Source organism: Alteromonas sp. AWM4_230, from assembly GCF_056158305.1.
In genome coordinates this window covers 3,641,493-3,656,326 of the sequence record NZ_JBSWTB010000001.1, presented here as the reverse complement: position 1 = coordinate 3,656,326, position 14,834 = coordinate 3,641,493, and the positions used below count along the sequence as shown (strand labels likewise).

Sequence of the window (14,834 nt, the reverse complement as noted above, 5' to 3'; positions counted from 1 at the left end):
TCTACAATACGCGTCCAGTATAGAGAAAACCCCAAAGCGAACCAATAGTTGATATGCAATCAAACTTAATCCCCTTCTGTAAAGACTACTTACTAAAACACGCCAGTAAACCGGTTACGGCGCTTCTTGAAGAGGTTGGCTTGCTAAGTAATACCGAATTCCCTGCACCTGACCAGCTAAATGAATTGACGACCCGGTATTGTGAGCATTGGCAGGGGCCTCAGTTCAAAGGGCAAAGCCAGTTTTCAAACGATGAACAACGATATTACGAAACCATTATTAGTGAAGACGGTGTAGTTCCTACACGGGAGCAAAGCTGGCACGACTTGTTTAATGCACTTATTTGGCTGCAGTTTCCTAAAACAAAATCGTTACTAAATGAGTTGCATATCAAAGATATCAAAGCGTATGGTGTAAACCCCAGAACGGCGCGCCGCAACCGCATTACTCACTTCGATGAGTGTGGGGTAGTACTTGCCATTGAAGCACCCGAGAACACTGCTTTAAACAAGCCAAAGCGCACAGCAACACTTACTGACTCATATAGCGGAACAACAGATAAGGCCATGCAAGGTGCGCCGTGTGCTCGTGACGCCCTTGAAACGTTTTTAGCGGAATTAGCGTCCCATCAGTGGGAGCGTGTTTTTATGGCAAAACGGTCACTGTGGCACACACAGGTCAGCCCTTTTATCTTCGGACACGCGAATTTAGAAATGATGCTAAACCCATTTATAGGCCTTACGGGCAAGTGGTTAGCAGTAGCTGTACCACATGGTTTTAGCCGTCTCAATAAATGGCAGCAGCGCTTGCTGTTAGACGATGCGATGACAGCACGCATCAAAGCGTTAAATTATTTTGAGAGCACACCGCTTTTAAAGCCATTGCCTTTGCTTGGGGTACCAATGTGGCATGGACAACAAAATGAAGTTTTTTATCAGAATAAAGACTATTTTAGACCGCTACGCGAGGGAAGTAAGCCGACAATTCAGCTACCTTTGTGGTCTTAAAGGGCTTGGCGCTGCCCCAGTTTTTTTCGGAGCAGCGCCAACAAATAGCCAAATGGAAGGCGGCTATTAAGTGTATTTTTTAGAATAGCGCTAAAGCAATCAGCCAAATACCGTAGATAACCACATACGGAGCGCTTGCAATGAGTGCCGCTTTCTTAATAGGAAAAGACGTCCACTGCGAGATGCCTACGGTGGCCAAATAAATTCCCCAAAAAAGCTCTAACCTTAAAGCTTGGCCGAAAGCATACCAAGGTGAATCCATAGGAATACTTGCGATAAAGCCTAAGGATGCTGGTGATAAGATTGATGGTGCCACCTGGTGGTCGCCGGTGAACAATAGCAGTGCAACGCCAACTAAACCGGTAAGTACGTAAGGCATTGAAAGCCACCATGCAAAACCATACCAATCTGTGAAACCGAAGACATGGCTATCGTCTGAACGAGTCATCAGGTTTACGTATACGGCATAAACAGCGTTAACGATAATAGGAATGAAAAAAGCGCCGATAATAGAAGACCAAAGCAGCGCATCTCTGGTAAAGAAAGCCTTCATCTGTTCTTCTTCAGCCGGGCTCATATCGCCTTGTGCGGCAATGTTCATTTCTGCAAACCACTCAATATCGACAAAGTTCACGTAGAGATATTGAGATACCAGCGTAATAGCCATTACCAAGATAAACGGCATCCAGCTCCAGTTATTGTGCTCGCCAACCGCTTTGAATACGCCATTCGGTTTAAAAAAGATATCATTACACGCTTGGAAAGGATTCGTCACAGTGTGCATCCTTTGCTCCTCTTTCTTAGTTTTTATTTGCTGTTCAGATTCTGTGTAAAACAATGATTGTAAATTATTGTTCGTTAACACGTGGATAAGTTTGGGTATAAAGATTACTGGCGGGCACACATTATGTACAGCACAAGATTCTGATAAAGAGTCATTTTTTGTAAGGGGAAATGAATAAGGATAGTGTTATCTATGCGGACTGGTATAAAGTGCAGAGCGCAGGCTCGGTTAAAGAGCAGTAAAAAGGGAAGCATAGCTTCCCTTTTGTTTTTATGCTAGTAAGACCGTATACAGCCTATAGATAAGTTATATTCAGCAGTGTAAGCACTATTGTGCTGTACATTACAGATATAGGTAACCCTATCTTTATAAAATGCGCAAATTTGTAGTTGGCAGCATTGTAAACCAAGAGGTTAGTCTGGTAACCAAATGGCGATATAAAGCTCGCGCTTGCCGCAAAGGCAACGGCTAAAGCAAATGGCATTAGCGGTGCGCCGATAATTTGCACTAGCCCATAAGCAAACGGGAACATTAATGCCGCTGCCGCATTGTTGGTAACGAACTCAGTTAAAAGTAAGGTTAGCAAGTAGATAACCACGAGCGCTACAAACCAATCAGTGCCCGCCAAAAGAGGCATTAGCGCTTTGGTTGTAGTCGTAATAACCCCAGAGTTTTCGAGTGCTGTGGCTAAACTTAACGCACCAACTATCACAACAATCAAGTTTAGCGGGAGGTTTCGCTTCATCTCGCCGTTTGACGTAACCCTAACGCCGATAAGCACAGCAGCTAAGAACAATAGACCGATAGCCAATGAGATGACATTAGTCGCGGCCAATAACACCGTGGTAAGGAAACCGCCAAGCGTGATCCACTCTTGCTTATTGGTCAAAGGACGGGCAATTTTTTGCTCAGACAAAATGAAAAAGTTTTTGTTTAAGTTTTGACGAGTTGCAAAGTCAGGGCCTGTCGCTAACAACAAAAAGTCACCGGCTTGAAGCTTTATTTCTCCTAACTTTCCTGATAGTTGCTCTCCATCGCGGCGAATGGCTACAACGGCCGCATCAAACAGGGCTCTAAAGCCAAGTTTTTTAATGGTTTGCCCAATTATTTGAGCGCGGTTTGCCACCACAACTTCAGTTAAGCTTTCACGCAATACCCCATCGGTTTCTGCGAACATGCTTAAGCCTTTTATATGGCTTAAGTTATCTAGTTTTTGGACATTGCCAGAGAAGATCAGCTTGTCGTTTTCCAGAATAACTAAGTCAGGGCCAACAGGCGAGATTAGGTTGCCATTGCGCACTACTTCTACCAAAAAAAGCTCTGGCAGGTTGCGTAAATGGTTTTGCTCCACGGTCTTGCCGATTAGCTCTGAACCTGATTCAACTTCAGCCTCAACCATGTACTCGTGATAGTTATTATTCTTGTTGCCGATATTGGGCAGCAAAGGTAATAACATGAACATGAGAAGTCCACAGCTTAGCCCAGCAATGGAGCCATAAAGAGTGAAGTCGAAAAAATTGAAACCAGGGTGCCCGTGCTCTTGTAGAAAGCTATCTACAATAAGGTTAGTTGAGGTACCAATTAAAGTAACCGTGCCACCGAGTATTGCGGCGTAGGAAAGCGGGATCAATAATCGGGAAGCGGGGTGATATTGGTTTTGCTTTATAGGGCCAATAAGACTGGCCACAATAGCGGTGTTATTGAGTAGTGCTGACGACACGAAAGTAAGTGAAAACAGTCGCCAGTAAGACTGCGTAAAGTTAGCACTAACAAGTTTTCTACCAATACGTTTTATTAACGCGGTTTTATCAATAGCACTGCTTACTAAAAGCAACAAAACAAGGGTGATTAAGCCCTTGTTTGTTAAGTTTAGCAAGATGTCATCAAGAGATAACTGCTGGGTAACCAGTAAAGCTAACACTGCGCCAGAAAACACAGTGGAAGGGCGCTGACTGGTAAAAATCAGCGCGCATATCGTACCGGCAAATACTGCCAGTACGATGAACTGGGTCACATCCATATTGCTCCAGTCCTGCTTATAGTTTACTGATATCCACAGAGTTCCAATGCGGGAAGTGCTTGCGAACTAATGCATTGAATTCAAGTTCAAACTCAGAGAAGTTAGGCGAAGTATGTTGTGCATCACCCGCTATTTCGTCGATGATCATACCTGCACCCACCGTACCGTTGGTTAAACGGTCGATAACAATGAATGAACCTGTAGGACGGTTGCGCTTGTACGGATCACAGGCGACTGGCTGGGTGAACTTAACGTCTACCACACCAATTTCGTTAAGATTTAGGTGCATGGCATCTGTTTCTTCCAGCGTGTTCACATCAATTTGATTATCGATATGAGCAACAACCCCTGGCGTTGATTTAGTCGCGAACTTAAACAAGTATTGCTTGTTTGGCATTAGCGGCTCTTCAGACATCCACACTAAATGTGTTTTGAACTGGGTGTTAAGAAGCGGCAAGTTGTCTGATTTCACAATCATGTCGCCACGAGAGATATCAATTTCATCTTCAAGCGTTAGCGTAACTGCTTGAGGTACATAAGCGCGTTCTTGATCGCCTTCAAATGTAACCACTTGCTTAACTTTTGATTTCTTACCTGATGGAAGTGCCGTCACTTCATCGCCTGGTGCGACCTGGCCTGATACTACCGTACCAGCAAAGCCACGGAAGTCTAGGTTGGGGCGGTTAACATACTGAACAGGGAAGCGGAAATCTTCTTGATTGTCATCTTCACCAATTTCAATATTTTCTAGCATTTCCATTAGTGGCGTGCCGTCAAACCAAGGTGTTTTCTCACTGACACCTACAACGTTATCGCCTTCAAGTGCTGAAATAGGAACAAACTGAATGTCTGGGATATCAAGTTGTTCAGCAAACTTCAGGTAATCTTCTTGAATCTGCTTGTACACTTCTTCTGAATAGTCCATTAAGTCCATTTTGTTGATTGCAACAATAACGTGCTTAATACCTAGAAGTGAAACTAGGAATGAGTGACGCTTGGTTTGTACCTTAACGCCGCCACGGGCATCAACAAGAATAATTGCAAGGTCGCAGGTAGATGCGCCTGTTACCATGTTGCGGGTGTACTGCTCATGCCCTGGGGTATCAGCGATAATAAATTTACGCTTGTCGGTAGAGAAGTAGCGGTATGCTACGTCAATGGTAATACCTTGTTCACGTTCAGACTGAAGGCCGTCTACAAGAAGGGCAAGGTCAACTTTCTCACCCGTAGTACCTACTTTTTTACTGTCTTTTGTAATGGCAGCAAGCTGGTCTTCATAAATCATTTTCGAATCGTGAAGTAAGCGACCAATAAGGGTACTCTTACCGTCGTCTACGCTACCGCAGGTAAGGAAACGTAGCATGTCTTTCTTTTCGTGTTGCTCAAGGTAAGACAGAACGTCCTGTCTTAATAATTCGTTTTCGTTGTTCATGTTATGCGCTCACAAGGAAAAAGGGGTTTAACACAGACTCTTTTTGGTTATAGGTAAGAGCGTCGGCGTTGTCATCTAATGGATTTTCTGGGTCTAGGACAGTTACATTTGCCCCAGCAGCCAGTGCAACTGCATGTGCAGCGCCTGTATCCCACTCAGATGTTGGGCCCAAACGAGGGTAAAGATGTGCTTCGCCCTCTGCCACTAAGCAAAGTTTTAGTGAACTGCCCATCGCCACAAGCTCGGTTTCACCTTTAAGCTGTGCCAATAAATTTTGAATTTCAGGACTTTGGTGAGAACGACTGCCCACCACTTTCCACACTTGTGCACCATCGTGCTTGCGTGCAGAAATGGCAGTGAATTCACCATCTACTTCGGTCCACGCACCTTTACCTACAATACCGACATAGCTTTTGTTTAGCGCAGGCGCGTAAACCACACCCATTGTCGGTTTGCCATTTTCGATAAGTGCAATGTTTACCGTAAATTCGCCGTTTTTCTTAATAAACTCTTTGGTGCCGTCTAGCGGGTCTACCAACCAGTATGACGACCATGTTTTGCGTTCATCCCACGAAATATCAGCTGACTCTTCAGACAAAATAGGCAGATCAGATTCCGCTTCAAGGGCCTTTACAATAACGTTATGGGCGGCAAGGTCAGCTTCGGTTAGCGGGCTGGTGTCTTGCTTTTCATAAATGGCAAAATCTTTTTCATAAATCGCCATAATTTTATCGCCAGCTTCTTTGGCAATAGTTAGCACTTTTTGTGCAAGGGTATTTAAAGGCTGTGTCATTAAACCAATCCCTTTTCTTGTAGCAAAGCATATAAACGCTCAGCGGTTTGCTCTGCCGGTTCATCCTGATAGGTTAGGTGCACTTCTGGTGATTCAGGTGCTTCATAGGCTGAATCTATGCCCGTGAAGTCCTTGATCTCACCGCTGCGCGCTTTCTTGTATAGCCCTTTCGGGTCGCGCTTTTCACACACCTCAAGTGGCGTATCAACAAACACTTCTACAAATTCACCGTCATCCATTAGGCTACGGCAGTAATCGCGGTCTGCCTTAAACGGAGAGATAAAAGCGGTAAGCACTAGAGTACCTGCGTCAACGAACAGCTTCGCAACTTCACTGATGCGGCGAATATTTTCAACGCGATCTTTGTCGCTAAAACCCAAGTCGCCGCATAAGCCGTGACGTACGTTGTCGCCATCAAGCAGGTAGGTGTGCTTGTTTTGCTCGTGAAGCTTTTTTTCAAGCAGGTTTGCTAATGTCGATTTACCAGAGCCGCTTAAACCCGTAAGCCAGAATACACGAGGCGTTTGACCAAGCTTTTCAGAGCGGGTGGTCTTGTTTACTTCATGTTTATGCCAAACAACGTTGTCGGTGGCCATTAGAAGTACCCTTCCATTTTCTTCTTCTCCATAGAACCTGCGCTGTCATGGTCGATAACTCGGCCCTGACGTTCAGACGTCTTGGTAAGCAGCATTTCTTGAATAACTTCAGGTAGGGTTGCTGCTTCTGACTCTACTGCACCGGTAAGTGGGTAACAGCCAAGAGTGCGGAAACGCACAGAGCGCATTTCTGGAACTTCACCTTCTTCAAGCGGCATACGGTCGTCATCAACCATAATAAGCACGCCATCACGCTCTACCACAGGACGAGGCTTAGAAAGGTACAGTTGTGGAATATCAATGTTTTCTAGGTAGATGTATTGCCAGATATCTAGCTCAGTCCAGTTAGACATTGGGAAAACGCGGATGCTTTCGCCTTTGTTAACTTGTGAGTTGTAGATATTCCAAAGTTCTGGGCGCTGGTTCTTAGGGTCCCAGCGGTGGTTGTTGTCGCGGAAAGAGTAAACGCGCTCTTTAGCACGAGACTTTTCTTCGTCGCGTCGTGCACCACCAAACGCTGCGTCAAACTTATATTTGTTTAACGCTTGCTTAAGCGCTTGAGTCTTCATGATATCAGTGTGTTTCGATGAGCCGTGACTAAATGGACCAACGCCAGCTTCAACACCTTCTTCATTAATGTGAACAAGCAAATCAAAACCGTGTTTCTCTGCTTGCTCGTCGCGGAATTTGATCATTTCGCCAAACTTCCACGTGGTGTCTACGTGTAGAAGTGGAAAAGGAATTTTGCCTGGCGCGAACGCTTTACGGGCAAGGTGAAGCAGCACTGAAGAGTCTTTTCCTACAGAGTAAAGCATTACTGGGTTTTCAAACTCAGCAGCTACCTCACGGAAAATTTGAATACTCTCGGCTTCGAGTTGTTTCAAATGCGTTACAGACGGGATACTAGCAGTCATTTTGAAGTCCGAATTTATGTTATATATAAAAAAGTTATATGCGGGTTATTTTTCTGCATAGAACGATAACATATTTAAATTCAAAAGTAGTATGCGATTTTGCTATTTAAAATAGCAATCTTATTCCAATAAATAAAACTGTCATACAATTGAAGCATAAGGCCCTATTTTGCAGGGGTAGAAGAAGATAAGGCCCTGCTTAGAAAACTAAACAGGGCCTTACTTTTACTCTTATTTACGCGTTGTTTTTAATTACTTTTCATTCAGCTTGGTCTGGAATGCATCGAATGTGTCTAGCACGCCTTCTCTTGGTGTACCTGATTTACTCAAAATCATTATGGTTAAGCTCGATAAAATGAACCCGGGTACAATCTCGTACATCCACGCTCCAAGCTTTTGTCCACCAATTTCTATCGGAAGATAAATCCATAGTAGTACAGTAACAGCACCAACTATCATGCCCCCCAATGCCGCGCGGCGGGTCATTTCACGTTTAAATAAGCTAAACAGTACTAGCGGGCCAAATGCTGCACCAAAGCCAGCCCATGCGTTACTCACTAAGGTCAATATCGTGCTGTCTCTATCATAAGCCAGGTAGATAGCCACGAGTGCTACGGCTACAACGCTTACACGACCCGCTATTACTAACTCACCATCAGATGCATCTCTGCGAAGGAAGGCTTGGTAAAAGTCGCTGGTAAGTGAACTAGACGTTACTAGTAGCTGAGACGAAATGGTACTCATGATAGCCGCTAGGATCGCAGCTAGTAAGAAGCCTCCAATAAGCGGATGGAATAAAATTTGAGAAAGGTAGATAAATACTGTTTCTGGGTCAATGTCATTGCCGTTACCGGTAATATAAGCCAACCCAAATAAACCCGTCATTAGCGCGCCGATGATAGAAACAATCATCCAACTCATGCCGATGTTTCTAGCGGTAGGAATATCTTTTACCGAACGGATAGCCATGAAACGAACGATAATATGTGGCTGACCGAAGTAGCCTAGACCCCATGACATCAGTGAAACAATACCGATTACGCTTAATGCTTCGTTAGTAGAGGCATCCATGAATGCATCAAATAAAGCAGGGTTAATGGTATCTAGTGCGTCAATTGAAGCCCGAATGCCGCCAAGCTCACTGATGACCACAGCAGGTACCATAATGAGTGATACGAACATTATGCAGCCTTGCACGAAATCGGTCATGCTCACTGCCATAAATCCACCTACAAGGGTATAAGCAACCACAACACCGGCGGTAACGTACAAACCTGTCTCATAGGTTAAGCCAAAAGATGTTTCAAAGAGCTTCCCACCGGCGACAACGCCAGAAGAGGTGTAAAGCGTGAAGAAGACAACGATAACTACAGAGGCTATAACGCGCAATAAACGCGTGTTATCGGCAAAACGGTTCTCAAAATAGTCGGGGAGGGTAATGGAGTTGTTAGCCACTTCGGTGTAAACGCGAAGGCGCGGAGCGACCAACATATAATTTGCGAGTGCACCTAAAACTAACCCGACGGCAATCCAGCCTGCAGATAAGCCCGATACGTACATGGCACCAGGTAAACCCATGAGCATCCAGCCACTCATATCTGATGCGCCTGCTGAAAGTGCGGTTACAGCGGGGCCTAATTGGCGGCCGCCAAGCATATAGCCTTCTACGTTGGTGTCTGTTTGCCGATAGGCGAAAAGGCCTATTCCCAACATTACAACAAAATACAAACCCAACGAGATTATCGTGCCAGTAGCCATATAAATTCCCTATGTTTTTTATTTCATGCTAACACCTATGACTTAGAGTCTCTACGTCAGTCGGCGACCTTGCTTGTTTTATATACGGCTACCGGTAAATAAAGTTTGGCAAAAATTTTAATACGCGAAAGATTCTACTCGCGCGCGCCCGGATCTTTTTGCTTTGTAGAGAAGCTCATCACAGGCTTTAATAATAGTATCCAAATTGGTTTCTCCGCGGACATTCAGCAGCCCAGAAGAAAAGCTAACTGAAAACTTCTTATTGGTATGCGTCCAGTTTTTTTGGTGAGAAAGCGCCACATTTAACTCATCGAGTATACGCTTTGCCGATTGTTCATCCGAGTCAGAGAAATAGATCAAAAACTCTTCACCACCATATCGGCAAAGCTTATCTGATTTTCTAATCCTATTTTGGATGATTCTGGTAAGTGTAGTTAACACTTCGTCGCCTACTGTGTGACCATATCTATCGTTAATTTTTTTGAAGTTATCAACATCAAGCAGGGCTATGCATGATGTATTGTCGCCTTTAAGTGACTTCTTGAGGCTATTCAACATTGCGCGACGGGTGAGGGCGCCAGTGAGAGAGTCTCGTTCCGCGAGTAAGTCACTTTGTCGTTTAGAAATCCAAAGCCACAAAGCAAGTATAAGAAGAATAGTGACAATGAGCGCAAAAATAGTCGTTTTCATTGCCTCTTTATCGGTGGATAACCCTTCTTTTTCGTCTCGCAGGGCATTGACTTCTTTTTGTCTATAATGGACAAGCTCAATATCTTTCGCGATGCTATTTGAGAAGTCAGACGAAGAATACTTAAATTGCTCTGTGTTCTTCTCGAAGAGAAGTTGGTTGTACGCTTTTAAATGCTCGTAGGCTTTTTCGTAATTGCCTGCAGTATCATAGATTCTTGTAAGTTCGAGTTCTTTACGTAAAAGAAACCTGCTCTTAAATTCGGTTGAAGATACGTTTTCAAGTACCGAATTTTCGTAATTCTTAACTGCCAAAGCGAGTTGCTTTTCGTTATTTTCAACAATGGCTTTATAAGACTGATAAAGGGAAACAAGTTCTTTTAAATCAGTTTCAAACCGAAGGGCGCTTATAGCATCTATCTCACTTACAATAGAGCGTATTTGACTATCATGAGTTACCCGAAATCCCATAATGAGTACTCTTAATTTTTGATACAGAATTGCAAACATGTCGGCTTTTGAATTTCTGTTTTCTACAAACTCAATAGCTTTTTCCGAGATGAATAAAGCTTCCTCGTATTTAGCTTGAAGTAGCAAGGCATCAATCGCTGTATAATATGCCCACGCTACAATATCGTCACGTTGAGTGCTCTCTTTTACTATCTTCATAGAGTGAAAATAAGCTCGACTTGGTACGGATAACTCAGTAAAAGCGATGCGAAGCCATTCATGGGCAGTATCGCTATCTAATGCATTTTCCAAAGTAAGCGTAGACGAGCGGGCGGGCAAATGGGGGAGTGCATATTCTAATTCATTGATTGCCTGAATGGGATTAGCTAGGGTGAGTTCCATTGACAGCCACACACTAGCTATGGCGGTTGCTGTTTTGCTACCCGTTTCCAAAACTTCACGCTTTAAGCGTTTAAGCGCTGGCACTGTAACATTGATTCGCAGTGACGATCGGTCAAAGTCGTTAACTGCTCTGGCATAGATATAATACGCCCTTGCGGCAGCATACAAATCTGTATTGAGCAACTTTAGCTCGTCCCAATGGTTCTCAAGCAAAGGTGACTTAACGTATATTGGAACTCGAGGACCTTCCGTTTCGTTAGCTGTCCCCGTAGCCAATAAATGTCTAAAGATTATGCCTTCACTACTATCATCAGATTGAATTTGTAAGTCTTCGATTTTTGCTTTTATCTGGTCATTATCAATATCAGATTGATTATTCCAGTTATAGATAGTTACTGCTGCTAACCGACTATAAGCATCTAACTTTTTAAGCCTCAACTTCTCAGAATTAGTGTCTAACTGTGCATGAAGCGAGTGACTGAAGAAAATGATGAAAAGTAGACAAAACTTCCCCCTTGTAAAACGACACCAAGCGGCCATTGAATTTGCTACCTCTATACTGCGGATAAGCTGAAATGTTTGCTGAAAATTAAAACGGTTGTTTTAATCCTAAAGTATAAGTTTTATTGAACGTATTTTCACCTTAAATTTAGGTAAAAAAAATCGGCCACAGTGGGCCGATGAAGGGAAGTGCATAAATTCAGCACTTTTTTGGAACAATGAACAAGCTTTTTTCTAGGCCGAAAATTGAATCCTTTCAGATACGGCTTTTTTCATTTCACTTAAGTCAGCATCTTTGTCGCCCACTATCATGACATTGGCGTGTCTCATTTTGATGCTTTCGCCGTGGTACTGGTCGTCAGAAAATTCGCTAGGTACAGTGATATCACCGCGCTCAGGCACAACAAATACCGACATTTTCCCTTGTGGCGTATCAAGGATAAGGTGCAGGCTTCTCACCGTACTTAAGTGACAATAGTTCACCACTTCAACACCATCAAGCATCTCACTAAAGCTACCGCCAAAGCTGGCTAGTTTTGCATTTACCATATCCAAATCAGCTGGAAGTAGCGAATGCGCAGTTTCCATTTCGGCATACTGCATATGTGCTAGCGCTTGACCACCAATACTAAGCGGTTGGTGGTACCACATGGTAAGTCCGATACCTATAGTGAAAGCAACGGATGCGGCCATCGCCAAATACCAACGACTTCTGCGTTTGTAGCGATTAAACTCGTCAGTCGACTGTTGCCAAATGAGCTTGCTAGCAAGGTCTTCTGGCACATCGACTTTTAAGGCTTGCTTTAATTGCTTATCTAACTGCTTTTGTTCATTCCAGAAATTGCGTTTGCTTTCATCCGCTTTCGCTGCTTCTACAACATCACTGTCAGTCGTTTCTGGATCGGCGTAGATTCGACGCCTAAATTCTAACTCATCCATTTATACGACCTCTCTGTTCATTTTGTTTCTCTAATGCCTCTTTCAGCTGGTTTCTCGCTCTAAATAAACGCGTCATTACTGTGTTTTTATTAAGCCCTAACTGGTTGGCAATCTCTTCACCACTGAACCCGAAAATCAATTGAAGGATTAACGGTTCGCGGTATTCCACACTAAGCCCACCTAACAGTCGCTGAAGTTCTCTGTCTTTCAGGTCGCCGTCTGCATGTTGGGTGTCATCTTGTATATGACAATCGTCAATATCTACCGTGTCGAATTGCTTGCGCTCGAACCTGCGGGCATTCTCACGACGAAGAATGGTTATTAACCATGACTTTGCCGCCTTTTCATCATTTAGGGCGTCTAACGATCGCCACGCACGTAGAAACGTTTCCTGTACAACATCTTCAGCAATGCTCTGGTCTTTAATAAGCCAGAATGCATAGCGGTAAATGTCGGCGTGGAATGCCTTTACCAGTGCTTCATATCTTTGGTGTTTTGCTTTCATACCCGATAAGACCTGACCACTGTCGGATTTATTTCGCCCAAACATAAAAAAATCCAAAAACTTAAAGAATTTTCACTATGGCACAAAAAACGCGCCATTTCGTTAGCCGAAAGGCGCGTTTTTATTTTAATTCCAGTGACCAGAGCACCTATTAAGGAATGCTAAGCACCTTTTTGAGTGGCTATCCACGCGTTGATGTTTTCTTCTAGTGTAGAAAGTGGTACTGGACCGTATTTTAGCACCTCGTCATGGAAGCCTTTCCAGTCAAACTTGTCACCAAGTTCACCTTGAGCATGCGCTCTAAGTTCCATGATTTTTAGTTTACCAATCATATAGGCGGTAGCCTGACCTGGCATAGCTATGTAGCGCTCAATGGCTTTTTGCGCGTCATATTCAGGGTTTGGCGTATTTTCAATGAGGTAATCTACAGTCTCTTCACGGGTCCACTTCTTCGCATGAATACCCGTATCCACAACAAGACGACATGCGCGCCATAGTTCCATCGCTAGACGGCCGAAATCAGAATAAGGGTCTTCATAAAAGCCCATGTCTTTGGCAAGTTCTTCGGTATATAGACCCCAGCCTTCTGTGTACGCAGTAAAGCTCAAGAACTTTTGAAATTGCGGCACGCCTTCAAGCTCTTGTGCAATGGCACGCTGCATGTGGTGGCCTGGAATGCCTTCATGATAGGCCAGCGCCTCTAGCTGATAGGTCGGCATCGCTTTCATATCGTACAGGTTTGCATAGTAAATACCTGGGCGGCTGCCGTCTTGCGCTGGGCTTTGATAAAATGCTTTGCCCGCAGACTGTTCGCGGAATGCTTCGACGCGTTTAACAATCATTGGCGCTTCTGGGAGAATACCAAAGTACTCAGGTATAGCTTCTCGCATTTCGTCTATGGCGGTTTTGGCCATATCAAGGTATTGCTGTCTGCCTTCATCTGTTGAAGGTAAATAGAATTGTTCGTCTTCACGCATGAAAACAAAAAACTCTTGCAGCGTACCCTCAAATTTTACCTGTTTCATAATGTCGCGCATGGCGTTGTGTATGCGCTCTACATTATCTAGTCCAATTTGATGGACTTCTTCAGCAGTAAGGTCAGTAGTAGTAAACCAGTTAAGGCGATTTTGATACCACTTATCGCCGTTCGGTAAACGCCATACACCATCGCCTTCAGGAGTTACTTCACGCTGGTGGGCGAGTTCTTCAATAAACTTTTCGTACGACGGCATGACCGATGTTACCAAAGCGGCCTTTGCTTCACCTAGCAGCGTGGTTTTTTCAGCTTCGGTAATATCAAGGTTGTTTACCTTATTTTGAAAGTCTTCCCAAATAGTTGAAGGTGTCTCGCTTGAGTCAAATGGTGCGCCGGTAATCACGTTTTTCGACGCATCAATCATTTGGTCATAAGCCCATGCTGGTGGGAATACGCCGGCTTTTTCACGGACTTTCATCTGTTCGATAACTTGGTCAAAGTAGGTGCGTACATTGTCCAAACGACCAATATATGCCTGGGCATCTTCTTTGCTTTTTACACTGTGAATATTAATAAGAAAGCTAGGGACTTGGGTATGCGCAGCGCGGAATTGATGTACGATATAGCGGTGATGTCTAAATTCGTCGTTAGCTAAATCACGTTCAATACCAAGTTTATAAAGGCGCAAGCTTAACTTTTCTTGTTCGCTTAACTTGCTGGTGTCGAAACTATTAAGCTTCTCTAAACGGTTTTTTGCGATAGCTACACGGGCGTCGGCTTCTTCATCACTAATGTCATCCCACTTATCGTAATCCCACTTTTTCCCGAGGTAACTTTGGAATAGAGGAGAGCGCTTAAGGTCTTCTTCAAAAGTACGTTCGAAAAAAGCAGTCAAACGCTCGGACTCTGATTGGCCTGCTGGCTGTTCGGTTTTAATCGGCTCTGGCGCTGTTTGCGCGGTTTCACTTGCTGGAGAGCAAGCAGCTAATGTGGTAACTGCCAACGCAATTGGCGTTAGCTTTAGTAGTGTTTTCTTCATTCTATTCCCCGTCGCGTTTAATTGATTATTT

General features: G+C 44.0%; 12 protein-coding genes. 1 reads left to right on the top strand and 11 read right to left on the bottom strand.

Annotated features, from left to right (window positions below):
* Positions 1-53 precede the first annotated feature (53 nt).
* Complete coding sequence (locus ACXACS_RS15765) at positions 54-1,007, top strand: DUF3025 domain-containing protein (RefSeq protein WP_474807974.1); 954 nt, start codon at positions 54-56, stop codon at positions 1,005-1,007.
* 79 nt (positions 1,008-1,086) lie between these two features.
* Here ACXACS_RS15765 and ACXACS_RS15760 read toward each other — a convergent pair whose 3' ends face one another.
* The 11 genes from ACXACS_RS15760 to ACXACS_RS15710 form a co-directional block, all read right to left on the bottom strand.
* On the bottom strand, positions 1,087-1,791 hold the full coding sequence (locus tag ACXACS_RS15760; RefSeq protein ID WP_474807972.1) for a YIP1 family protein: 705 nt from the start codon (positions 1,789-1,791) through the stop codon (positions 1,087-1,089).
* Between the two features lie 295 nt (positions 1,792-2,086).
* Entirely contained in the window at positions 2,087-3,811 is a 1,725-nt protein-coding gene (locus tag ACXACS_RS15755) for an SLC13 family permease (RefSeq protein ID WP_474807970.1), read from the bottom strand.
* Positions 3,812-3,827: 16 nt separating this feature from the next.
* Positions 3,828-5,243 carry a sulfate adenylyltransferase subunit CysN gene (gene cysN / locus ACXACS_RS15750; RefSeq protein ID WP_334057748.1) on the bottom strand — a complete coding sequence of 472 codons (1,416 nt, stop codon included), beginning with the start codon at positions 5,241-5,243 and terminating at the stop codon, positions 3,828-3,830.
* A gap of 1 nt (position 5,244) precedes the next feature.
* Positions 5,245-6,036 carry a 3'(2'),5'-bisphosphate nucleotidase CysQ gene (gene cysQ / locus ACXACS_RS15745; RefSeq protein WP_474807968.1) on the bottom strand — a complete coding sequence of 264 codons (792 nt, stop codon included), beginning with the start codon at positions 6,034-6,036 and terminating at the stop codon, positions 5,245-5,247.
* Positions 6,036-6,632, bottom strand: a complete 597-nt coding sequence (cysC, locus tag ACXACS_RS15740; RefSeq protein WP_474807967.1) for an adenylyl-sulfate kinase — start codon at positions 6,630-6,632, stop codon at positions 6,036-6,038. The genes cysQ and cysC overlap by 1 nt, the downstream gene beginning before the upstream one ends.
* Entirely contained in the window at positions 6,632-7,546 is a 915-nt protein-coding gene (gene cysD / locus ACXACS_RS15735; RefSeq protein ID WP_474807965.1) for a sulfate adenylyltransferase subunit CysD, read from the bottom strand. The genes cysC and cysD overlap by 1 nt, the downstream gene beginning before the upstream one ends.
* Before the next feature lie 252 nt (positions 7,547-7,798).
* On the bottom strand, positions 7,799-9,304 hold the full coding sequence (gene putP, locus ACXACS_RS15730) for a sodium/proline symporter PutP (RefSeq protein ID WP_474807963.1): 1,506 nt from the start codon (positions 9,302-9,304) through the stop codon (positions 7,799-7,801).
* A 117-nt stretch (positions 9,305-9,421) separates the two neighbouring features.
* Positions 9,422-11,383, bottom strand: coding sequence for a GGDEF domain-containing protein (locus tag ACXACS_RS15725; RefSeq protein ID WP_474807961.1), 1,962 nt, complete (start codon positions 11,381-11,383; stop codon positions 9,422-9,424).
* 195 nt (positions 11,384-11,578) lie between these two features.
* The gene (locus ACXACS_RS15720; protein WP_474807960.1) at positions 11,579-12,283 is read right to left on the bottom strand and encodes a DUF3379 family protein; all 705 of its coding nucleotides are present in this window, start codon (positions 12,281-12,283) and stop codon (positions 11,579-11,581) included.
* Complete coding sequence (locus tag ACXACS_RS15715; protein ID WP_118489846.1) at positions 12,276-12,833, bottom strand: sigma-70 family RNA polymerase sigma factor; 558 nt, start codon at positions 12,831-12,833, stop codon at positions 12,276-12,278. The genes ACXACS_RS15720 and ACXACS_RS15715 overlap by 8 nt, the downstream gene beginning before the upstream one ends.
* Positions 12,834-12,949: 116 nt before the next feature.
* Complete coding sequence (locus ACXACS_RS15710; RefSeq protein ID WP_474807958.1) at positions 12,950-14,803, bottom strand: DUF885 domain-containing protein; 1,854 nt, start codon at positions 14,801-14,803, stop codon at positions 12,950-12,952.
* Between the last annotated feature and the right edge of the window lie 31 nt (positions 14,804-14,834).